Origin of the sequence: Dyella japonica DSM 16301 (genome assembly GCF_001010355.1) — a bacterium.
Classification (GTDB): Bacteria; Pseudomonadota; Gammaproteobacteria; order Xanthomonadales; family Rhodanobacteraceae; genus Dyella; species Dyella japonica.
Window position 1 is genome coordinate 80,328 of record NZ_JPLA01000002.1, and the last position, 20,981, is coordinate 101,308.

Annotated in this window: 19 protein-coding genes and 1 tRNA gene; 7 read left to right on the forward strand and 13 right to left on the reverse strand. The window is 64.8% G+C overall.

The window, feature by feature from the left end:
* Nucleotides 1-137: 137 nt before the first annotated feature.
* The 4 genes from Y882_RS01110 (at nt 138) to upp (ending at nt 6,060) form a co-directional block, all read left to right on the forward strand.
* Nucleotides 138-2,966 (forward strand): lamin tail domain-containing protein, encoded by a 2,829-nt coding sequence (locus Y882_RS01110; protein ID WP_046970025.1) that lies wholly within the window; start codon nt 138-140, stop codon nt 2,964-2,966.
* 217 nt (nt 2,967-3,183) lie between these two features.
* Nucleotides 3,184-3,528 carry a PsiF family protein gene (locus Y882_RS01115; protein WP_046970026.1) on the forward strand — a complete coding sequence of 115 codons (345 nt, stop codon included), beginning with the start codon at nt 3,184-3,186 and terminating at the stop codon, nt 3,526-3,528.
* Nucleotides 3,529-3,788: 260 nt separating this feature from the next.
* A complete protein-coding gene (locus tag Y882_RS01120) occupies nt 3,789-5,387 on the forward strand; it encodes an ATP-binding cassette domain-containing protein (RefSeq protein WP_046970027.1) in 1,599 nt (532 codons plus the stop codon).
* A gap of 31 nt (nt 5,388-5,418) precedes the next feature.
* A complete protein-coding gene (upp, locus tag Y882_RS01125; RefSeq protein WP_046970028.1) occupies nt 5,419-6,060 on the forward strand; it encodes a uracil phosphoribosyltransferase in 642 nt (213 codons plus the stop codon).
* 6 nt (nt 6,061-6,066) lie between these two features.
* Here the strand turns inward: upp and Y882_RS01130 are convergent, their stop codons facing one another.
* A complete protein-coding gene (locus tag Y882_RS01130) occupies nt 6,067-6,414 on the reverse strand; it encodes a hypothetical protein (RefSeq protein ID WP_046970029.1) in 348 nt (115 codons plus the stop codon).
* Nucleotides 6,415-6,473: 59 nt separating this feature from the next.
* Between Y882_RS01130 and Y882_RS01135 the strand changes: the two genes are divergently transcribed.
* Together Y882_RS01135 and Y882_RS01140 are read left to right on the forward strand one after the other, a co-directional pair.
* A complete protein-coding gene (locus Y882_RS01135) occupies nt 6,474-7,925 on the forward strand; it encodes a methyl-accepting chemotaxis protein (protein ID WP_162207378.1) in 1,452 nt (483 codons plus the stop codon).
* A gap of 13 nt (nt 7,926-7,938) precedes the next feature.
* Nucleotides 7,939-9,732, forward strand: coding sequence for an EAL domain-containing protein (locus tag Y882_RS01140; protein ID WP_052949563.1), 1,794 nt, complete (start codon nt 7,939-7,941; stop codon nt 9,730-9,732).
* A 51-nt stretch (nt 9,733-9,783) separates the two neighbouring features.
* Here Y882_RS01140 and pip read toward each other — a convergent pair whose 3' ends face one another.
* The 3 genes from pip to Y882_RS01155 all read right to left on the reverse strand — a co-directional run bounded on the left by pip (nt 9,784) and on the right by Y882_RS01155 (nt 13,338).
* Nucleotides 9,784-10,740, reverse strand: coding sequence for a prolyl aminopeptidase (gene pip / locus Y882_RS01145; RefSeq protein WP_046970031.1), 957 nt, complete (start codon nt 10,738-10,740; stop codon nt 9,784-9,786).
* A 100-nt stretch (nt 10,741-10,840) separates the two neighbouring features.
* Nucleotides 10,841-11,866 (reverse strand): YncE family protein, encoded by a 1,026-nt coding sequence (locus Y882_RS01150; RefSeq protein ID WP_046970032.1) that lies wholly within the window; start codon nt 11,864-11,866, stop codon nt 10,841-10,843.
* An 89-nt stretch (nt 11,867-11,955) separates the two neighbouring features.
* Nucleotides 11,956-13,338, reverse strand: coding sequence for an FAD-binding oxidoreductase (locus Y882_RS01155; protein WP_046970033.1), 1,383 nt, complete (start codon nt 13,336-13,338; stop codon nt 11,956-11,958).
* Nucleotides 13,339-13,460: 122 nt separating this feature from the next.
* Between Y882_RS01155 and serA the strand changes: the two genes are divergently transcribed.
* On the forward strand, nt 13,461-14,693 hold the full coding sequence (gene serA, locus Y882_RS01160; protein ID WP_046970034.1) for a phosphoglycerate dehydrogenase: 1,233 nt from the start codon (nt 13,461-13,463) through the stop codon (nt 14,691-14,693).
* 25 nt (nt 14,694-14,718) lie between these two features.
* Here the strand turns inward: serA and Y882_RS01165 are convergent, their stop codons facing one another.
* From Y882_RS01165 to rpmI, 9 genes are all read right to left on the reverse strand, one after another.
* The gene (locus Y882_RS01165) at nt 14,719-15,033 is read right to left on the reverse strand and encodes a Txe/YoeB family addiction module toxin (protein ID WP_082120885.1); all 315 of its coding nucleotides are present in this window, start codon (nt 15,031-15,033) and stop codon (nt 14,719-14,721) included.
* A gap of 6 nt (nt 15,034-15,039) precedes the next feature.
* On the reverse strand, nt 15,040-15,519 hold the full coding sequence (locus Y882_RS19110) for a type II toxin-antitoxin system Phd/YefM family antitoxin (protein WP_082120886.1): 480 nt from the start codon (nt 15,517-15,519) through the stop codon (nt 15,040-15,042).
* 243 nt (nt 15,520-15,762) lie between these two features.
* Nucleotides 15,763-15,839: transfer RNA gene (locus Y882_RS01175), tRNA-Pro, on the reverse strand.
* A 62-nt stretch (nt 15,840-15,901) separates the two neighbouring features.
* The gene (locus Y882_RS01180; protein ID WP_019467383.1) at nt 15,902-16,258 is read right to left on the reverse strand and encodes a MerR family transcriptional regulator; all 357 of its coding nucleotides are present in this window, start codon (nt 16,256-16,258) and stop codon (nt 15,902-15,904) included.
* On the reverse strand, nt 16,239-16,538 hold the full coding sequence (gene ihfA / locus Y882_RS01185; protein ID WP_019467382.1) for an integration host factor subunit alpha: 300 nt from the start codon (nt 16,536-16,538) through the stop codon (nt 16,239-16,241). The genes Y882_RS01180 and ihfA overlap by 20 nt, the downstream gene beginning before the upstream one ends.
* A 1-nt stretch (nt 16,539) precedes the next feature.
* Complete coding sequence (gene pheT / locus Y882_RS01190; protein WP_046970035.1) at nt 16,540-18,939, reverse strand: phenylalanine--tRNA ligase subunit beta; 2,400 nt, start codon at nt 18,937-18,939, stop codon at nt 16,540-16,542.
* A gap of 21 nt (nt 18,940-18,960) precedes the next feature.
* Complete coding sequence (gene pheS / locus Y882_RS01195) at nt 18,961-19,956, reverse strand: phenylalanine--tRNA ligase subunit alpha (protein ID WP_046970036.1); 996 nt, start codon at nt 19,954-19,956, stop codon at nt 18,961-18,963.
* Between the two features lie 254 nt (nt 19,957-20,210).
* Nucleotides 20,211-20,570 carry a 50S ribosomal protein L20 gene (rplT, locus tag Y882_RS01200; protein WP_017463630.1) on the reverse strand — a complete coding sequence of 120 codons (360 nt, stop codon included), beginning with the start codon at nt 20,568-20,570 and terminating at the stop codon, nt 20,211-20,213.
* Nucleotides 20,571-20,586: 16 nt separating this feature from the next.
* On the reverse strand, nt 20,587-20,784 hold the full coding sequence (rpmI, locus tag Y882_RS01205) for a 50S ribosomal protein L35 (RefSeq protein WP_038615747.1): 198 nt from the start codon (nt 20,782-20,784) through the stop codon (nt 20,587-20,589).
* Nucleotides 20,785-20,981 lie beyond the last annotated feature (197 nt).

Genomic DNA, 20,981 nt, shown 5'->3' on the forward strand with positions numbered 1-20,981 from the left:
CGATGCCGGTCACACCACAGAACGCATAGCGCTTCGCAAAATGAAGCGCCGCCGCAACTTCCTTCGCAAAACTGTCGCAATGCCTGCTTAGCCTCTCCCTGTTGGGGTCCGCCCCGGACCCAGGAAGGGAGTGGTCAATGAAACCAGCGCACATTCGACGTGCCCTTTTAGTCGCACTGTTGCTCGCCCTGTCGGCAACCGCTGCGCAAGCGGCAGATCTCAGCATCAGCCAGTTTCGCGTCCGCGGCCCGGCCGGCGGCAACGACGAATTCGTCGAGCTGTTCAACAGCGGCAGCAAGGCGCTGGATCTGTCGGGCTACAAGTTCAACGCCTCCAACGTCAGCGGCACCACGGGCACGCGCCTGACGCTGCCCAGCGGCACCTCCATCGCGCCGGGCTGCTATCTGTTGCTCACCAACAGCGCGAGCAGCGGTTACTCCGGCAGCGTGGCGGGCGACCTGAAGTACAGCACCGGCGTCACCGATGACGGCGGCCTTGCCATCCTCGATGGCTCGGGCCAGCTGATCGATCAGGTGGGCCTCTCCACCGGTTCGGCGTATAAGGCCGGCACCCCGCTGGCGTCTCTCGGCACCACCAATGCCGACAAGGGCTATGGCCGCAAGCCGACCGCTGCGGGCCTGCCGCAAAACACCGGCGACAACCAGGCGGATTTCAACGTCGTGTCTCCCACGACGCCGCACAACAGTGCGAGCAGCTGCGTCGTGCTGGGCCAGGCCTTGTCCATCGCCGATGCAAGCGCCACGGTGCGCGGCGCTGCGGACGTCCAAATGCCGTTCACGGTCAGCCTCATCCAGCCGGCGCCCACGGGCGGCGTATCGGTGCACGTGGCGACGCTCGATGGCACCGCGACCGTCGCCAATCATGACTATGACGCGCTCGATACCAACGTCAGCATCGCCGAAGGGCAGATGCAGGCAGGCTTCAACGTGGTGGTGCACGGCCGCACCACGCCGAGCGACGACAAGGCCTTCGAGGTCAAGCTGAGCCAGCCCAGCGGCAATCTTCCGCTGTCGCGCGATACGGCGATCGGCGCCATCCTCTATGACATCCCGGTCGCCGCCGAAATCTGGCAGATCCAGGGCCACGAGCAGATATCGCCGCTACTGGGCAAACCGGTAAAGACCACGGGCAACATCGTCACCGCGGTGGGCCCGGAAGGCTTCACCATGCAGACGCCTGATGCGCGCGCCGATGCCGATCCGCTCACCTCCAACGGCATCTACGTGTTCACCTCCAGCGCACCGACGGTGGCCGTGGGCGATGTGGTGAACGTGGACGCCAGGGTCGCCAACTACTTTCAATTGCCCGAGCTCACCAGCCCAGCCGTCACGGTGACGTCGCATGGCGCACGCCTGCCCAAGGCAGTGGTGTTTGGCGAGGCGGTGCCTTCGTCCGATCCCGCCAAGCTGTCCTGCGGCGCGACCAACTTCCAGTGCTTCGTGGGCATGCGCGTAGTGATCGAGAACGGCATGATCAACACGGGCAACAAGCGTTTCAGCGGCGAGCCGTTTGCGGAAGTGAGCATCACCGCGAACGGCAAGCGCTCGTTGCGTCTCCCCGGCGTGCGGTACAGCGTGCCGGTACCCGACGGTGTGCAGCTGCCCAACTGGAGCGGCAATCCGGAAGTGTTCAAAATGAACACGGCGGACTTCGGCGCCGTGCCGCTCAACACGCCGTTCGTGGCGGGCACCACATTCCGTGCCGAGGGCATCATCTCCTACGACTTCGGCGCCTACACCTTCATCCCGACCAAAATCACCTTGAAGCACGTCGCGGAGATGCCGCGCGCCGTGTCGCCCACGGCACCGCATGCACTGCGCATCGGTGCGTTCAACACCGAGCGCTTCTGCGACACCGACTTCAACACCGTCTTTACCTGCAGCGGCGGCAGCAAGGAACCAACCGCCGATGAAGTGGCAGTAAAGACGCAACGCCTGTCCGCCTATATCGGCAGCGTGCTGCAGCTGCCCGACGTGCTGTCGGTGGAGGAAGTGAAGAGCCTGCCGCTGCTGCAAGGCCTGGCCACGCAACTGGGTGACGATTACCGCGCCAAGTACCAGGCCTACCTGGTGCCCGGCCACGATCCCAGCGGCATCAACGTGGGCTTCCTGGTACGCAGCGACCGTGTACGCGTGGTGTCCGTGCAGCAGCTGGCCGCCGATGAAACATGGAATGACAACGGCCAGACCGCGTTCGTACACGACCATCCGCCGCTGCTGCTCACCGCCGAAGCACGCGGCGTGCGCTTCCAGGTGATCTCCGTGCACATGAAGGCCCGCACCAATGTCGACGACAACGACGACAGCGCCGTGCGCGACCGCCAGAAGCGCTTCCTGCAGGCCAGCTCGCTGGCGCGCCAGGTGCAGAACCTGCAGATCACCAACCCGTGGCAACCGTTGATGGTGGTGGGCGACTTCAATGCCTACCAGTTCAGCGATGGCTGGGTGGACGTGGTGGGACTGGCTTCGGGCAAGTACAAGGACAGCGAAAACCAGCTGAAACTGGGCCAGAACATCGTGCGGCCGGCGCTGTGGAATGCGGTGGAATCGGTGCCGCAGAACGATCGCTACTCCTTCCTCTACACCGAGGCGTTCGGCCCGATCCAGGGCTATACCGCGGCAGGCTCAGGCAACTCGGGTCGCGAGGTGCCGACGGTGCAGGTGCTCGATCATGCGCTGATGAACGACGTCGCCCGGCTGCGTTTCCTGAAGATGCAGTACGGTCGCGCCGATCTCGACGCGCCGGTGCAGACGGAGGCCGATGCCGTCACCGCCACCGATGTGCGCAAGGCGATCGGCGTGTCCGACCATGACGGCTTCGTGGTCGACCTGTTCGTGCCGGGACGGTTCGGCGAACAAGGCCATGGTCATCACGATGACGACGACCACGGGCACGGCCATCACGACGACGATGACCAGGGCGAAGGGCACGGCCACGGTCACTGATCGGTAGCTTCACATCCCTGGGAGGCCACGCCCGGCGACGGGCGTGGCCTTTGCTTTGGCGCCCCGCCAGGCTGAGAAAAGTCCGCAAGCCAGTCGTCCACCAACTTGCTGAACGGGATGCCTTGGCGATCACGCGTGTCCTCCCACGCCGCCTGCCAGCAGGCATAGACTTGCGACGCCGGCGTTCGCCGGTCATGTCATCCAGGAGGGTACCCGCATGTCTTCGCGTTTGAGTCTGATGGTTGCCAGCGTTGCGCTGGCCTTCGCCGCCTCCACCGCCTTTGCCGCGCCGCAGGCGGCGAGCAGCAGCGCGCCCGCCAAGAATTCGCAGCAGCAGCGCATGACCGACTGCAACAAGCAGGCCACGGGCAAGACCGGCGACGAGCGCAAGACCTTCATGAGCAGCTGCCTGAAGGGCGAAAGCGCCGCACCGGCCAAGATGACCCAGCAGGAAAAAATGAAGGCCTGCAATGCCGATCCGCATGCCAAGTCGCTCAAGGGCGACGAGCGCAAGCAGTTCATGAGCGCCTGCCTCAGCGGCACGCCCAACGCGGGCCACTGATCCCTTTGGCATCATCCACCAGGGCGCCGGTGGCTATCGGCGCCCTTTTTATTTGCGCTTAAGCATCGGCTGTTATTCTGCGCACTCTCAACCTCCAGGGATTCACCGCCGACATGCGCCTCTAAGCCGCTCGCCTGCCAACCGATCGCTCCCACCTTGGGTGCGTTGCGTCTGGCCACGAGTGACAGGGCGGTCGACATCCCTCAGCGCGCTCAAGCGCCCGACCCCTTGTCGTATGCCACTCCCCTGCCGGAGGGTCTATGACAGCCATAGCCATATTTATCCACCAGCTCGGCTTTGCTTTGCCGGGTCGCGATCCCGTTTTCAAAGAACTCGAGACCTCCTTTTCCGTTGGCCGCCATGCGCTGGCTGGACGCAACGGTAGCGGCAAGTCCGTGCTCGGTCAGATCGTTGCCGGCCGGATCGAGCCCACCCACGGGCATGTCATTCGCCATGTCGATCTCGACTATCTACCGCAACGCTGGCCAGCATTCGGCGGCAGCATCGCCGCGGCCCTAGGCCTGGAGGACAAACTCGAGGCCTTGCGCCGGATCGAGGCAGGCAGCGTTGATCCTGCGGACTTCCAGACGCTTGCCGACGATTGGACCGTGCACGAACGGGCCACCCGATGGCTTGAACAGGCCGCGCTGCCGGGCGAGCTGGCACGGCCATGGGAGAGCCTCAGCGGCGGTGAACGCGTTCGCCTAAAGCTCACTCAGATACTCGAACGCGACCACCACTTTCTGATACTCGATGAGCCTAGCAATCACCTGGATCGTCGCGGCCGGCATTGGTTGCGCGAAAAGCTGACGACACACGCGGGCGGCTATCTGTTGATCAGCCACGACCGTGCACTGCTGGCCGACGTGGAAAGCATCGACGAACTCTCGCCGCAAGGCTTGCGTCGCTATGGCGGCGACTACGCCGCCTATGCCGCGCGACGTGATGCCGACCAACAGGCGGCCGGGCGGCAGTTGGACCAGGCGCGACGCGAGCAGATGATGCTCGAGCGCAAACAGCACGAAGAGAGGCAACGTTTCGCCAAGCAACAACAGAAAGCCCAGCGCGAACGTGCAAACGCGAACATGCCCACCATCCTGCTGGATCGACGCAAGCAGCGCTCGGAAGACACCGGTGCCCGCGTGCTCACCGCGCAGCGTTTGCAACAAGCCAGGCAACACGAACAACTCTCCGAGGCCCGTGCTCGCGTGGACGTGCATCGCGCCCAGCGTTTCGACCTGGGTGAGCATGCGGCGACACGTGCATCGCTCCAATTGCACGACTTCATACCGCCCTACGGACATGACCAGCCGATCAATCTGCATCTCGCACCGGGCGAACGCCTTTACCTGCACGGCGACAACGGCAGCGGCAAATCCAGTCTGCTCGCCGCCATCGCCGGGCGTTTGCCCCCACGCGGTGGACAACTCCGGCGTGGCGAACGGTTGCTGCTGATCGACCAGCACTACAGCTTGCTGGATGACCAACACAGCGCTCTGGAGAACCTGCGCGAGCTATCACCCGGCCATGCACCGACGCGCTATCGCGAATATCTCGCGGGCATCGGCCTGCGTGGCCAGCGTGCCGACGTGGCCGCCGGTGCGCTGAGCGGGGGCGAACGCGTGAAGCTCGCCCTGCTGGCACTCGACAGCGCGCGTGAACCCTATGATCTTTTGCTGCTCGACGAGCCGGACAGCCATCTGGATCTGGACAGCCGCCGGCTGCTCGAGCAGGCATTGGCGACCTATCGCGGCTCGCTGATCCTGGTCAGCCACGATGCGGAACTGGTCGCGAAGGCGGGTATTGATCGCGAGCTTCGGCTGGACAAACCGCTCGCCCTCATCACGCCACGTGAGTGACAATTCACCGACTCTGCCGCCAGGTCTGCCCATGAACATCGTCGAAGTCCGTCACCCTCTGATCCAGCACAAGCTCGGCCTGATGCGCCGCGCCGGCATCAGCACCAAGGAATTTCGCGAGCTGGCCTCGGAAGTGGCTTCGCTGCTGACCTACGAAGCCACTAAGGATCTGGAAACCGTCGAGCAGCGCATCGACGGCTGGGCCGGCCCGCTCACCGTGCATCAGATCAAGGGCAAGAAGGTCACCATCGTGCCGATCCTGCGCGCGGGCCTGGGTATGCTGCCCGGCGTGCTCGACATGATTCCCGCCGCCAAAGTCAGCGTGGTTGGCCTGCAGCGCAACGAAGAGACGCTCGAGCCGATCACCTATTACGAGAAGCTCACCGGCCGCATGGACGAACGCATCGCGCTGATCGTCGATCCCATGCTGGCCACCGCCGGCACCCTGGTTGCCACCGTGGACATGCTCAAGGCCGCCGGCTGCAAGCGCATCAAGGGCCTGTTTCTGGTCGCTGCGCCCGAGGGCCTCAAGCGTATCGAGGCGGCGCATCCGGATGTGGATATCTACACCGCCTCCATCGACGAGCGCCTCAACGAGCACGGCTACATCCTGCCCGGGCTTGGCGATGCGGGCGACAAGATTTTCGGCACCAAGCAGCTGCCGGCGAGCTGAGCCTCGTCATCTCGCGGTCGGACAAAACCCCGCTCTCACCGGCGGGGTTTTTCTTTGGCTGGCACCTGTGAAGTGCAGCACATAAGTCACGGAGCCGACATCTTTCCGTGCCATCATTTCCGCGTTGCCTCGACCCCACGAGGCAGTCATAACAAGCTGAATATAAAACGTTTTTTCTGCACTTTTGGCTAAAGTTACCGCGCGGTGAGCCGACAGCTCTTGCAGTTCCCTCACCCCGGACTTCCCCATGTTCAAGTTCTCCAAGCCGACCTCCGGATTGACGCTACGCCAGCGTCTGCTGTTTCGCCTGCTGGCCATCGTGTCGCTGCTGGCGATCACCTGCGTGGCCGGCATGGTGCAGTTGCGTCGCGCCGATACGCGTATCCCTCAGCCCAGTCGCCGACGTGGGCCGCGTGCAGAACGACTACAACAGCACGTTACAGGTGCTGGTCCATGCCGTGATGTCCCAGCTGCCGTCCGCCGTGGAAGACGCGCACACGCGCATCCACGCCGACCGCATCGATGCCGAGCGCCACTGGAAAACATTGCTGGGCAGCGAGCTGGCACAGGAACAGGCGCAGACGCTCAAGCTCACCGTGGCGCATTGCGCCGAAGCCGACCGCATCATCGACGAGACGCTCGCCCTGCTCGATGCCGGTCAGTTCGATATCGGCGGCCTCAAGCTCACCACGGAAGTGCAGCCGGCCTATGAGCCGCTGCAGAGCGACTTCGCCAACCTGTTCCAGTCCGCGCTGGCCAAGGGCAACCAGCAGGTAGCCATGCAGCGCGCGGCCGATCGCGACGGCATGGTGCTCTTGCTGGTGCTGCTGAGCGTGGCGCTGGCCGTCACCATCGTGATGGATGGCGCGCTGATGCGCTCGCTGATGCAGCGCCTCACGCGCGCCACGCAGGTGGCCCAGCGCATCGCTGCCGGCACGCTGGGCGAAGCGATCGAGGTCGGCGCCAGCGACGAGCTGGGCAAGTTGCTGCGCGCGCTCGCCTCCATGGATACCCAGCTCACCCATGTGCTGACCGAAGTGCGCGTCGGCGCCGCATCGGTGGGCGAACGCGCGCGCCGTCTTGCGCTGGACAACGAAGCGCTGAGCTCGCGCACGCAGGCGCAGGCCGCCAGCCTGGAACAGACCACCGCCTCGATGACCCATATGGCGGACACCGCCACGCTGGGTGCGGGCCACGCCGATGGCGCAGCAGCCGCAGCACGCGATGCCTTGGAGCACGCCGAGCACGGACGCCAGGTGGCTGACGAAGCGATCGACTCCATGCGCGCCATCGAAAAGGCCAGCCGCGATATTTCCGAGATCGTCGACCTGGTCGACAGCATTGCCTTCCAGACCAATCTGCTCTCGCTCAATGCAGCCATTGAAGCGGCCCAGGCCGGCGAGCGCGGCCGCGGATTCGCGGTGGTGGCCAGCGAAGTGCGCCAGCTCGCGCGCCGCTGCGTGGATGCCGGCAAGGACATCCGTCGCCTGGTGGAACGCAGCGGCGACGCGGTGGACACCGCGCGCGAACGCGTGACGCGCTCGAGCGAGGCGCTCGACGGCATCGTGCTCAGCATCGCCAACGTGTCCACGCGCGTCTCGCAGATTTCCGGCGCCACGCTGTCCCAGGTCAGCGGCATCAGCCAGGTCAATCGCGCGGTGATGGCGATGGATGGCATGACCCAGGCCAATGCCGAGCTGGTGGAAGACATCAAGCACACCGGCCGCGCACTGGCCACCGATGCCGACACGCTGATGCAGCAGGTCGCCTTTTTCCGCCTTCCCCAAGCGGAAGGCCAGCATGGGGCGCCGCATGATGCGCGCCTCTCATCCGACATGACGCATCCAGCTCGGGCCGCGGCCTGACATCGAACAGGGCATGCCAGCCAGACCCCTCCCCCACTACACGCCACAGGCCATGCTTGAGCGCGCGCTCGCCGCAGGAAGCCTGCAGCCAGTCTTTCAGCCGGTGGTGCGCGTCGACACGCTCGAAGTGGTGGCGCACGAGGGCTTGAGCCGTTGCGCCTTCATGCCGGGCCAGCTGTCCATCCTGGATCTGCTGGACCTGGCCCGCATGGAAGGCCGGCTGGCCGAACTGGAACTGCACGCCGCGCGCACGCTGTGCAGCGCGTTCGACGCGCAGGCGGCCTCGGGCCGCCTGCTGGTGAACCTGAGCGCACATGCGATCCTGCACGACACGCTGCGTCCTCACGACGTGCTGCTGGCGTTGTCGGCGTGCGGACTCGATCCCGCGCGCGTCACCATCGAAGTGACCGAGCGCGACGTGGTGGAAAGCCCTGCCCGCCTCGCCCATGCGCTGGGCTATCTGCGTGCGCATGGCATCCGCATCGCGCTGGACGACTTCGGCAACGGCCATTCCAACTTCGAGATGTGGAACGAGATCCACCCTGACGTGGTGAAAATCGACCGCTACCTCATCAACGGTATCTCGCGCAGTGCAGGACGCCTCGCCATCGTGCGTTCGCTTTGCCAGGTCGCCGAATCGCTGGGCACCGACCTGGTCGGCGAAGGCGTGGAAGACCCGGCCGACCTGCGCGTCCTGCGCGACCTGGGCATTCCCTATGCGCAAGGCTTCCTGATCGGCCGCCCTGCCGAACACGTCGTCCGTGAAGCCAGCGCCGAATCCCGCCAGGTGCTGCGCACGGCGGCGGTATCTGTGCTGCCGCGCCCGCGTGGCCCGGTCACGCAGCGTCCCACCCAGGTCAGCCATCTGTTGATCGAGGCGCCGGCCGTGCAACCGCGCCAGACCAACGAGGAGGTGATGGCGCTGTTCGTCGATCATCCCGAGCTGCATGCGGTGGCAGTGGTGAAGGACGGGCAGCCGATCGGCCTGATCAATCGCCGCCTGGTCAACGAACGCATGGCCCAGCCTTTCGCCCGCGAACTGCTGGCGCGCAAGTCGTGCACGGCGCTGATGAACAGCGCGCCGCTGGTGTGCGATGAAAACCGCAGCCTCGAGAGTCTTGCCGACGTGCTGCGCGGCGAGGACCAGCGCTATCTCGCCGACGGTTTCATCGTGACGCGCAAGGGCGTCTATCTAGGCCTGGGCACGGGTGAAGCCCTGGTACGCCGCGTGAGCGAGCTGCGCATTGAAGCGGCGCGGCACGCCAACCCGCTGACCTTCCTGCCCGGCAATATCCCCACCACCGAACACCTGGAGCGGCTGATCGACGGCGGCGAGTGCTTCACCGTGGTGCACGTGGATCTCACCGACTTCAAGCCGTTCAACGATCACTACGGCTATTCCCGCGGCGACGAGATGATCCGCCTGCTGTCAGGGCTGCTGAGCGAGCATGTGGATCCGGCGCTGGATTTTATCGGCCATATCGGCGGCGACGATTTCGTGGTGCTGTTCCAGAGCAGCGACTGGGAAGTGCGCTGCCAGCGCGTGATCGATACCTTCAATGTGCGGGCGCCACAGTTGTTTGATGCGATCGACATCGTCCATGGCGGTCTGCATGGCAAGGACCGGCGCGGCGAGCCACAGTTTTTTCCGTTCACGACGGTGGTGATGGGGGCCGTGGAACTGGCGCCCCCGCTGCCGCAGCGCGCGCAATCGATCGCCATGCTTGCAGCGCGTGCCAAGCGCCAGGCCAAGCGTGCGCATGTCAGCCTGCACGTGTTTCCAAGGCTGGCGGTGTCGCAGGCATAAGAAAACCCCGGCGGTCACCCACCGGGGTTCGTGGTCACCCATCACGCTCGATCAGCTACGAAAACGATCCGTCGCCTTGATCAGTTCCGAGATATTGCCCGGCTCGAACGCCGAGTGACCGGCATCCTGCACGATGCGCAGGTCGGCTTCCGGCCAGGCACGATGCAGATCCCAGGCGCTGCGCATCGGGCACACCACGTCATAGCGGCCCTGCACGATCACCGCGGGGATCTTGCGGATGCGATCGACGTTGCGCAGCAACTGGTCGTCGTGCTCGAAGAAGCCGCCATGCACGAAGTAGTGGCATTCGATGCGGGCGAAGGCCAGTGCGAATTCGTCTTCGCCACTGGACTGGATGTGGCCTTCGTCCTGCCACAGATAACTGGTGGCGCCTTCCCACACCGACCACGCACGCGCCGCTTCCACGCGTTCGATCGGGTCGCTGCTGGTCAGGCGGCGGTAGTAGGCGCTCATCAGGTCGCCGTGTTCGACCTCGGGGATCGCTTTCAGATAGGTTTCCCAGGCATCGGGATACAGCGCATCGCAGCCCTTCTGGTAGAACCACTCCAGCTCCCAGCGGCGCAGCATGAAGATGCCGCGCAGCACCAGTTCGGTCACGCGCTCGGGATGCGTCTGCGCATAGGCGAGCGCCAGCGTCGAACCCCAGGAGCCGCCGAACACCTGCCAGCGATCGATGCCCAGATGCCCGCGGATGCGCTCGATGTCGTTGACCAGGTTCCAGGTGGTGTTTTCGTGCAGCTCCGCGTGCGGCGTGGACTTGCCGCAGCCGCGCTGATCGAACAGCACGATGCGGTACACCGCCGGATCAAAAAAGCGCCGGCACTTCGGATTGGTGCCGCCGCCTGGGCCCCCATGCAGGAACACCACCGGCTTGCCGTTGGGGTTGCCGCTCTGTTCGTAGTACAGCGTGTGCAGGTCCGACACCTTGAGCATGCCGGTGTCATACGGCTCGATCTCGGGATACAGGGTGCGAAGTTCCTGCGACATGCTCGATGCTCCAGAAGCGAACGGGGACGGCCTATAAGGCTATCACGCCGTCCCTGATCACCTCTGCGCCGGCGCACCTCTCAGTGCGCCGGAGGCAGCCTCAGGGTGCGCCGACGGTCAGCACCGTGAAGCTATCGGGCACGATGTCCGGGCGAGCGCCCTCCTTCGGTGCGGACGCCCACTTGGCCGCCGAGAGGTAGAGCCGATGCAACTTGGGATCGAGCGCGAGCGTACGTGCGCTGGGCTGGGTGGGAATGGCAGCGACCACGCTGTAGTGGTCCGCATCCTTCTGGCGTATCGCGGTGATGTCGCCGCTCTCGCCATTGGAGCTGTACACCATCGACGTGGCTTCGTCGAACACCACCGCATCCGGGCCCTCGCCGATCGGCACCCGCGCCACGACCTGGCCGTTGTCGGCATTGGTCACGGCCATCTGCTTGTTGTCGCAGACCGAAAACAGGCGATGCAGCTTGCGGTCGATGGCAAGGCCACTCGGCGATTCGCAGGTGCCCAGTGACCAAGTCGCTGCCACCGTGTTGCTGCGCGTGTCGATCTTCACCAGCTGAGCCGTGTCTTCAATGTTCACGTAGATCGATCCGGCCTCATCGCTTTGCGCAAATTCCGGCTTGCCGGGCAAGGCCACCGTGCTCGTCACCGTTTGGGTGGCGGGATCGATCACGCTGAAGGAATGTCCCTTGCCGTTGAACGTGAACACGTGCTTCGACGCGGGGTCGTAGGCAATGGCGTCGGGCTTCTCGCCCGTACCGCTGATGGTCGCCACGACGTCGAAGGTGTCGAGATCAAACACCGTGACCGAGGCAGACTGCCCATTGCTGGCATAGCCGCGATGCGCCGACTGATCCAGCGCCACGCCGTGCACGCCCTTCGTACCGGGGATCGCACCGATGCGTTTGTGCTGATCCACATCCACCACCTCGACATGGTCGCCACGCGTCACGAACAGATGGCGGCGCTGCGCATCGAAACTGAGGTAATCCCAGCCGCCGGCGCCGCCGAGCGGCAGGCGGGCGAGCACGCGCATATCGGTCGGCGCCTGGGCGGCCGACGCATGGCCGGCAAACGCCGCCGCGAGGGCGCAAAACAGCAGGGTGGGCAAAGGACGCATGGGGAAACCCGTCGGAAGTGAGGTCTGCACAGCATCCCTGCGCCGACTTAGGTCCTGCTTAGCCAGCGCCCCTGGGCGCCATCGAGCCCTTAGACAAACAGCTTGCCTGGATTGAGCAGGCCGTTGGGGTCGAACACCTGCCGCACGCCGCGCATCAGGGCGATTTCCGCCTCACTACGCGTGCTGCCCAGATACGCGCGCTTGACCAGGCCGATGCCGTGCTCGGCGGAAATGCTGCCGCCGTGCCGCTGCAGCGTTTCGGCCAGCAACTTGGTGACGTGCTCGCACTGGGCGATGAAATCGCTGTCCGACAGATCGTCCGGACGCAGCACATTGATATGCAGGTTGCCGTCGCCGATATGGCCAAACCAGACCACGTCGAAGTGCGGATACTCACGACCCAGCAAAGCCTGGATCTCACGCAGGAAGGCCGGCAGCGCGCTGATGCGCAGCGAGATGTCGTTCTTGTACGGGCGATGCGGCGCAAGGCTCTCGGTGATGCCTTCGCGCAGTCGCCACAGCGCGGCCGCCTGCGCGTCGCTCTGCGCAATGACACCGTCGCTGATCCAGCCGTGGTCCACGCCCGATTCGAATGCAGCGAGAGCGGCATCCTGCGCCGATTCGCTGCTGTCGAACTCGGTCACCACGTAATACGGATGCTCGCCATCGATGGCCCGCTGCGCGCCGTGCGCCAACACATGGCGCAGCGCTGCATCGGTGAAGAACTCGAACGCCTGCAGGGTGAGGCGCGAGCGGAACAGCGCGAACACTTCCATCAGCGCATCCATGGTGGGCAGCGCCAGCAACATCACCTGCGAGGGCGGCGGCGGATCGGTCAAGCGCAAGGTCGCCTCGACCACGACGCCCAGCGTTCCCTCCGAACCGATCAGCAACTGGCGCAGGTCGTAGCCGCTGGAGTTCTTGATCAGCCCGCGATTGAGCTGCAGCAGCTCGCCGTTGCCGGCCACCACGGTGAGCCCGGCGATCCACTCGCGCGTGTTGCCGTAACGGATCACCCGGATGCCGCCCGCATTGGTGGCGATATTGCCGCCGATGGAGCAGGAGCCGCGCGCGGCAAAGTCCACCGGATAGAGCAGGCCTTGCTCCTTCGCAGCCTCGTGCACCGCATGCAACGTCATGCCGGCCTGCACGGTCAGTGTGCGGTCCACACCATCGAATCCGAGCACGCGGTTCATGCGCTCCAGGCTGAGCACCAGCTCGCCGTTCGCCGCCACTGCGCCACCCGACAGGCCGGTGCGCCCGCCCGACGGCACGATCGCCACCTGCTGCTCGTTGGCCCAGCGCACCACCGCCTGCAGTTCGGCGACGTCGGCCGGCAGCGCAATCGCCAGCGGCGCGGGCGTCCAGCGGCGCGTCCAGTCGCGGCCGTAGTGCTCCAGATCGGCCGGATCGGTCAGCAGGCGAAGATTGGGCAGCCGGGCGGCGAGCGCGGCCAGTCGAGCATCAGTCATGCGGTAGTCCCCGGGTGTGCTGCAAGCCTGCCAGCGCCGCTTTGCATCGTCCAGTGTTGCGACGCCGCAAAAGCGCTTCAAGCCGTGGCATAGTGCAGGCGTACTCCATTGCGCAACGGCCCATGAAGACCTCGTTCCCGAAACAAGACATCAAGGTACTCCTGCTCGAAGGCGTCAGCCGCAGCGCCGTGGAAAGCTTCCAGCGCGCGGGCTACAGCCAGATCGAATACCACGAAAAAGCCTTGCCGGAGGCCGATTTGAAGGCCCGCATCGCCGAGGCCCATATCGTCGGCATCCGCTCGCGCACGCACCTGACCGATGAGGTGCTTCAGCAGGCTAAACGGCTAATCGCGGTCGGCTGCTTCTGCATTGGCACCAACCAGGTGGACCTGGGCAGTGCCCGCCGGCTTGGCGTACCGGTGTTCAACGCGCCCTACTCCAACACGCGCAGCGTGGCGGAATTGGTTATCGCTGAAACCATCATGCTGCTGCGCGGCGTGCCGCAGAAGAACGCCTTGTGCCACCGCGGCGGCTGGACCAAGTCCGCCGCAGGCAGCTTCGAGGCGCGCGACAAGGTGCTGGGCATCGTCGGCTACGGCCATATCGGCACCCAGGTCGGCGTGCTGGCCGAAAGCCTGGGGATGCGCGTGATCTTCCACGACATCGAATCCAAGCTCTCGCTGGGCAACGCCCGCGCCGCCAACAGCCTGGAAGACCTGCTCGAACGCGCCGATGTAGTCACCCTGCACGTGCCCGAGACGCCCGCCACGCAACTGATGATCGGCACCCGCGAACTGGCCCGCATGCGCAAGGGCTCGCTGCTGATCAACGCCTCGCGCGGCACCGTAGTGGATATCGAGGCGCTCGCCACCTCGCTGCGCTCGGAGCACCTGGCCGGCGCCGCCGTGGACGTGTTCCCGGTGGAGCCCAAGGGCAACGACGATGCGTTCGTCTCGCCCCTGGTGGGCATGGACAACGTGATCCTCACCCCACACATCGGCGGCAGCACGTTGGAAGCGCAGGACAATATCGGCATCGAAGTGGCCGCCAAGCTGGTGCGCTACAGCGACAACGGCTCCACCCTCTCGGCGGTCAACTTCCCCGAAGTCTCGCTGCCGGAACATCCACGCAGCCGCCGCCTGCTGCACATCCATCGCAACGTGCCGGGCGTGCTCTCGCGCATCAACGAGCTGTTCTCCGCCGGCAACATCAACATCGATGCGCAGTTCCTGCAGACGGACAGCGAAGTGGGCTATGTGGTGATCGACGTGGCCGCCGACGAAAAGCAGTCGGGCGAGCTGCGCGACCGGCTCTCGGCCATTCCGGGGACGCTGCGCAGTCGCGTGCTTTATTGAGCAATAGCCGTTGGGCGGTGCAGATTCAGTAGTGGAATCTGCACTGCACGATCTGGATCATCCGTATGGTCGTACTGGCCTGCTTCCGCCCTGGCGTGGGGATGTCCAGCAGCCGATAGACCAGGCGGTGCTCCAGGGTGATGCGCCGTGACCACCAACCGGACCAGTTCTCCCTCAAAGGCTCTGGCTTGCCCAGCCCCGTGAAGGGAGTCTTGCGAATGTCTTTGATCAAGTCGTTGATCGCCACGACCTTGGCGGCATCGCGTGCCTGCCAATAAAGGTAGTCCTCCCAGCCCCGCTTCGACCACCACAGATCATCCCTGTTCCTGTCTTGGTCCACGGCGCGTCACGCCTTTTTCTTGGGCTTGGAGGCCGGCTTCGCTGGCGTGGCCTTGGAAGATTTCTTGGGTTTGCCAGACGTGGCGGACGAGACCCGGCTGGCCTTCGAGTCACCAGCCTTGACCTTGGTCTCTACGCCGGTGTGGCGGCGAATCAGCATAGGGGCCGGATGGCTGGGCTCGTCCATGACCTTGCCGGCCTGGCGCTTGCGTGGGGCCAGATCTGCCAGATCGTCCGGAGTAAGCACGCGGGCGGTAGCCGGCAGGCCGGCATCGGCCTCTTCCATCGCCTCGTTAAGGCGCGCTGCGTTCGCCCTGGAGCTGAGCAGATACAGCATCTCTTGAATGGAGTTGTAGTCGCTGGCCGAAAGCATCACGAGATCCTCGGCATCGCGGCGCGTGATGAGCGTAGCGGTATGGTCTTCCGCCACCTGATCGGCCACGGCCTTCAGATTGTTTCTTGCCTCCGTGAAGTTCACGGTCCTCATGGGGGACTCTCCCGACATGTACGTGATATTGCACATGTTCAGTCTAGGACTTGTCCATCGGGCCAACAAGCTAGGAGCCGTGCGGTTATTCCTGCGAATGAGATAGGGCTCTGCTGCAGCGAAGCCTTCTTCGCGTGCTTTTCGGACCCGCTCAGGGCCGCTGCAAAAAGGCTTTGGAGTGGCGCAAACAGCGGGCAAAAAAAACGGCGCCCAAGGGCACCGTTTTCCTATCTATTGCCGAATTGGTCGGGACGGCGGGATTCGAACCCACGACCCTCTGCCCCCCAGGCAGATGCGCTACCAGGCTGCGCTACGCCCCGATGATCGGCAAGACGACAAGTCTACCAGCTAAGCCGGTAGTACCGGAAGTCGTGATGAAAGTTCAGCGACGCAGCAGCGCGAGGACTTCTTCCAGCTCCATGCGCACCTGGCGCACGATCTGGTGGGAAATGCTCGACTCCATGCGCGCCTGCGGGCCTTCCAGCCGGGCGCGGGCGCCGGTGATGGTGAAGCCCTCGTCATACAGCAGGCCACGGATCTGACGGATCATCAGCACGTCGTGACGCTGGTAATAGCGACGGTTGCCGCGGCGTTTGACTGGATTGAGTGCGGGAAATTCCTGTTCCCAATACCGCAGCACGTGCGGCTTGACGCCACACAGTTCGCTTACCTCACCAATCGTGAAGTAGCGCTTCGCCGGAATGGCGGGCAGCTCGGTGTTATTCCCTTGGTCCAGCATAGCCCTCGACTCGCACCTTGAGTTTCTGACCCGGTCGGAACGTCACCACGCGGCGGGCGGAAATCGGAATCTCTTCGCCCGTCTTCGGATTGCGTCCCGGTCGCTGGTTCTTCTGGCGGAGGTCAAAGTTGCCGAACCCCGACAGCTTCACCTGCTCGCCCTTTTCCAACGCTTCGCGGACCACCTCGAAATAGGCGTCCACGAATTCTTTTGCCTCACGCTTGTTGAGGCCCACCTCGAGAAAGAGGCGCTCGGCCATCTCTGCTTTGGTCAGCGCCATCTTATCCTCGCAACTTCGCCTTGCATGCCATCTCCAACGCACCGACTGCTTCACGAATGTTACGGTCGGCGTCGTCGTCAGTAAGGGTGCGTGAAGCGTCCTGTAAAATCAAGCCCATAGCGAGACTCTTTCGGCCTAGTTCGACCCCCTTGCCGCTATAGCGATCGAACAGGCGCAGCTCCTTGAGCTGGCCGCCCAGGGTGGTGCGAACCACTTGCTCAATTTGTGACCAGCTCACCTCTTCCGGCACGTCCACCGCAATGTCGCGGCGCACGGACGGGAAGCGCGGCACGGCCACGGCCTTGGGCAGGCGGCGGGCGAGGACCGGGTCCAGCTCCAGTTCGAGCACATGGACATCGGCACCCAGGTCCAGGGCTTTAGCCAGCTGCGGATGCAGGGCACCGAGGTAACCCACGGTCTGGCCGTCGCGCGCCACGCGGGCGCCGCGGCCAGGGTGCAGCCAGCCCGGCAAGCCGTCGGCATGGAAGGCCCAGCGATCGGGCTCGCCGCCCCAGGCGATGAGGGCATCGAGGTCGCCCTTGATGTCATGGAAGTCCAGCGTGCGCGAGGCTTCGCCCCACTGCTCCGCATGCGCGATGCCGCTGGCGACGATGGACAGGGTCGGCGTCTCGGTCGGCGCATGCTTGCGGGCGGCAGCCTCGGCACTGATGCGGAAGGTACGGCCCAGCTCGAACAGGCGCACCCGCTCCTGCTGGCGGGCGCGGTTGTGCGAGAGCGCCACGATCAGCCCCGGCAGCAGGGACGGGCGCATGATCGCCAGTTCCGCCGATAGCGGGTTGGCCAGCGGCACCAGTTGCTCGGTCATGCCCCAGCGCTGCAGCACGTCGTTGCCGATGAAGGCCAGGTTGACCGCCTCGTAGTAACCGCGGGCGGCCAGTTGCTCACGCACGGCCAGCTCGTTGAGGCGTGCTTCCGGCTCAGCCGCCAGGGTCAGCGCGCCGGCCGGCGTATGGGTCGGGATATTGTCGTAGCCGTGGATGCGCGCGACCTCTTCGATCAGGTCTTCTTCGCGCTCGATATCGAAGCGGCTGCTGGGTGCGGTGACCTGCCAGCCATCGGCCTGCGGCACCACCTTCATGCCCAGCGCAGTGAAGATGCGCACGACTTCGGCATCCGCCACCTCGATACCCAGCACGCGCTTGAGGCGCGCACGGCGCAGCACGACGGTGGCCGGCGTCGGCAGATCCGCAAGGTTCTCGGCGATCAGCACGGGACCGGCCTTGCCGCCCGCGATCGCGAGCAGCAATTCGGTGGCGCGTTCCAGCGCGCGCTGCGGCAGCGCCGGATCAACGCCGCGCTCGAAGCGATGCGAGGCGTCCGTATGCATGCCCAGCTTGCGCGCGCGACCCATGATGGCCGCCGGTGCGAAGTGTGCGGATTCCAGGAACACGTTGCGCGTATCGTCGGTGACACGCGAATCGAAGCCGCCCATCACGCCGGCCACGGCCAGGCCGCTGGTAGCGTAGGCGATCAGCACGAAGCCCGGGTCGAGCTTGGCTTCGGAACTGTCGAGCAGCTTGAGCGTTTCGCCATCACACGCATGACGAACGACGATATCGCCGTGCAGCGTATCGTTGTCGAACGCATGCAGCGGCTGGCCGAGTTCGAGCATCACGTAGTTGGTGACGTCGACCACGGCACTGATCGGACGCAGGCCCGCGCGACGCAGACGCTCCGCCAGCCACAGCGGCGTGCGCGCCTTCGCGTCGATGCCTTCGATGATGCGGCCGAGATAGCGCGGCGCATCGGCGCCCGCTTCGAGGCGGATGCCGCGACGCGCTTCGCTGCTCACGGGCGCAGCCGCCTGTTCGCCCGTCTTCACGCGGCTGCCGAACAAGGCGGCCACGTCGTGGGCGAGGCCGTAGAGGCCGAGGCAATCGGGACGGTTCGGCGTGAGCTTCAATTCGAAGCTCGCGTCAGGCAGGCCAAGGTAGGCAGCCAACGGCTTGCCCACCGGCGCATCGGCTGGCAGTTCAAGCAGGCCCGACGCATCGGCGTCGATGCCCAGCTCCTTGGCCGAGCACAGCATGCCGAACGATTCCACGCCACGCAGCTTGGCGGCCTTGATGTTGATGCCGCCGGGCAGGGTCGCACCGACCATCGCCAGCGGCACCTTGATGCCCACGCGCGCATTCGGCGCGCCGCAGACGATCTGCAGCGGCTCGCCCTGCCCCGCGTCCACCTTGCACACCTGCAGGCGGTCGGCTTCAGGATGTTTTTCGGCGCCGATGATCTCGGCCACCACCACGCCGTCCAGGCCTTCACCCAGCGGCGTGAGTTCTTCCACTTCCAGGCCGGCCATGGTCAGTGCGTGCGACAGCGTCGCGCGGTCTGCCTGGATCTCGACCAGTTCGCGCAACCAGTTCTCGGAGAATTTCATGCGTATCGGTTCCTGCTGCGTTTACGCGAACTGCTTGAGGAAGCGCAGATCGTTCTCGAAGAACGCGCGCAGATCGGAGACGCCATAGCGCAGCATCGCAAAGCGCTCCACGCCCAGGCCGAAGGCAAAGCCGGTGTAACGCTCCGGATCGATGCCGCAGTTCTTCAGCACGTTCGGATGCACCATGCCGCAGCCCAGTACTTCCAGCCAGCGCGTGCTGCCGTCTTCGGCATCCCAGCGGATGTCCACTTCGGCCGAGGGCTCGGTGAAGGGGAAATAGCTGGGGCGGAAACGCATTTCGAAATCGCGCTCGAAGAACGCGCGGATGAATTCGGCCAGCGTGCCCTTCAGATCCGCAAAACTCGAGGTCTCATCGACCAGCAGGCCTTCGATCTGATGGAACATCGGCGAGTGGGTCTGATCCGAATCGCTGCGATAGACCTTGCCCGGCGCAATGATGCGGATCGGCGGCTGGCGTCCCTGCATCGAACGCACCTGCACCGGCGAGGTATGCGTGCGCAGCAGGCGGCCATCGCCAAAGTAGAAGGTGTCGTGCATGGCGCGCGCCGGATGATGCGGCGGGAAATTCAGCGCCTCAAAGTTGTGCCAGTCGTCTTCGATTTCCGGACCGTCGGCGCGCTGGTAACCCAGGCGCGCGAAGATCGCGCTGATGCGCTCGAGCGCGCGCGTGATCGGATGAATGCCACCACGCTCGCCGTTGCGGCCGGGCAGCGTGATGTCGATGGTTTCGGAGGCGAGGCGATGATCGAGTTCCGCCTGCTCAAGCACCTGCTTGCGCGCGGCCAGCGCGTCGGCAAGACGATCCTTGATGCGGTTGACCTCGGCGCCGCGCGCCTTGCGCTCGTCGGGCGACAGCGCGCCCAGCGCTTTCAATGCGGCAGTGACTATGCCGCTCTTGCCCAGCAGGCTCACGCGCAGCGCATCGAGCGCCTCGAGCGTGTCGGCCTTTTCGATATCGGCCAGCGCTTGCGCGGCGCGGCTGTCCAAGTCATCCATCGATGCGACTCTCGCTTCTGCCCCCTCTCCCCGGCGGGGAGAGGGTTGGGGTGAGGGGCGGCTCTAGCGATATCGCTGCATCGAAGCGTGCTTCGATTGAGAATCGGGGCAAGTCGTGTCCCCTCACCTCAGTCCTCTCCCCGGCGGGGAGAGGAAGCAAAGTCGCGAGCAACCCAAACAAAAACGGGGAGGAGGCGTGTGGCCTCCTCCCCGCTTGATCACATCATATCGTCAGGGCGCCAGGCGCCAGACGATCAAGCGGCCAGACTGGCCTTCGCTTTCTCTGCGATCGCGCCAAACGCCTTGATGTCGTGCACGGCGATATCAGCCAGCACCTTGCGGTCGACGGTGATGCCGGCCTTGGCCAGACCGTTGATCAGGCGGCTGTAGGACAGACCGAACTGACGAGCGGCGGCATTGATACGAACGATCCACAGCGCGCGGAACTGACGCTTGCGCTGCTTACGGCCGATATAGGCGTACTGACCAGCCTTGATGACGGCCTGGTTGGCAACGCGGAAGACTTTGCGACGGGCGTTGTAGTAGCCCTTCGCGCGGCCAATGATCTTCTTGTGACGACGACGGGCGGTAACGCCACGCTTTACACGAGCCATGGTTTATCTCCTCGCCTTACAAGTACGGCAACATGCGTGCTACACCCTTGGTGTCGCAAGCCTTGACGTGGTTGGTGGCACGGAGACCGCGCTTACGCTTGGTCGACTTCTTGGTCAGGATGTGCGACTTGAAGGCGTGACCGGCCTTGAACTTGCCCGACGCGGTCTTGCGAAAACGCTTCGCCGCCGCCCGGTTGGTCTTGATCTTGGGCATGGGAATGCTCCTTGATGGGGCTTGAACCCCGGTTTCTGACTGATCTGGCGGCGACCCGTAAGGCCACTCTTTCCGTCCTGCCACGATCGGTTCACGACCCGTCCTGGTGGGTCGAACCGGCGATTATACGGAGGGATGGGAGGATTTGCCAGTCTTGGGCCGTGCCTCAGTCAACCCCCCTCTCCCCGCCGGGGAGA

What these genes read in the sequence shown, in the direction of transcription:
- Y882_RS01110 (WP_046970025.1), top strand. Translation starts at nt 138, where the DNA reads ATGAAACCAGCGCACATTCGACGTGCCCTTTTAGTCGCACTGTTGCTC.
- Y882_RS01115 (WP_046970026.1), top strand. Translation starts at nt 3,184, where the DNA reads ATGTCTTCGCGTTTGAGTCTGATGGTTGCCAGCGTTGCGCTGGCCTTC.
- Y882_RS01120 (WP_046970027.1), top strand. Translation starts at nt 3,789, where the DNA reads ATGACAGCCATAGCCATATTTATCCACCAGCTCGGCTTTGCTTTGCCG.
- upp (WP_046970028.1), top strand. Translation starts at nt 5,419, where the DNA reads ATGAACATCGTCGAAGTCCGTCACCCTCTGATCCAGCACAAGCTCGGC.
- Y882_RS01130 (WP_046970029.1), bottom strand. Translation starts at nt 6,414, where the DNA reads ATGCCGGCCACGCAGGTGATCGCCAGCAGCGACACGATGGCCAGCAGG.
- Y882_RS01140 (WP_052949563.1), top strand. Translation starts at nt 7,939, where the DNA reads ATGCCAGCCAGACCCCTCCCCCACTACACGCCACAGGCCATGCTTGAG.
- pip (WP_046970031.1), bottom strand. Translation starts at nt 10,740, where the DNA reads ATGTCGCAGGAACTTCGCACCCTGTATCCCGAGATCGAGCCGTATGAC.
- Y882_RS01150 (WP_046970032.1), bottom strand. Translation starts at nt 11,866, where the DNA reads ATGCGTCCTTTGCCCACCCTGCTGTTTTGCGCCCTCGCGGCGGCGTTT.
- Y882_RS01155 (WP_046970033.1), bottom strand. Translation starts at nt 13,338, where the DNA reads ATGACTGATGCTCGACTGGCCGCGCTCGCCGCCCGGCTGCCCAATCTT.
- serA (WP_046970034.1), top strand. Translation starts at nt 13,461, where the DNA reads ATGAAGACCTCGTTCCCGAAACAAGACATCAAGGTACTCCTGCTCGAA.
- Y882_RS19110 (WP_082120886.1), bottom strand. Translation starts at nt 15,519, where the DNA reads ATGAGGACCGTGAACTTCACGGAGGCAAGAAACAATCTGAAGGCCGTG.
- Y882_RS01180 (WP_019467383.1), bottom strand. Translation starts at nt 16,258, where the DNA reads ATGCTGGACCAAGGGAATAACACCGAGCTGCCCGCCATTCCGGCGAAG.
- ihfA (WP_019467382.1), bottom strand. Translation starts at nt 16,538, where the DNA reads ATGGCGCTGACCAAAGCAGAGATGGCCGAGCGCCTCTTTCTCGAGGTG.
- pheT (WP_046970035.1), bottom strand. Translation starts at nt 18,939, where the DNA reads ATGAAATTCTCCGAGAACTGGTTGCGCGAACTGGTCGAGATCCAGGCA.
- pheS (WP_046970036.1), bottom strand. Translation starts at nt 19,956, where the DNA reads ATGGATGACTTGGACAGCCGCGCCGCGCAAGCGCTGGCCGATATCGAA.
- rplT (WP_017463630.1), bottom strand. Translation starts at nt 20,570, where the DNA reads ATGGCTCGTGTAAAGCGTGGCGTTACCGCCCGTCGTCGTCACAAGAAG.
- rpmI (WP_038615747.1), bottom strand. Translation starts at nt 20,784, where the DNA reads ATGCCCAAGATCAAGACCAACCGGGCGGCGGCGAAGCGTTTTCGCAAG.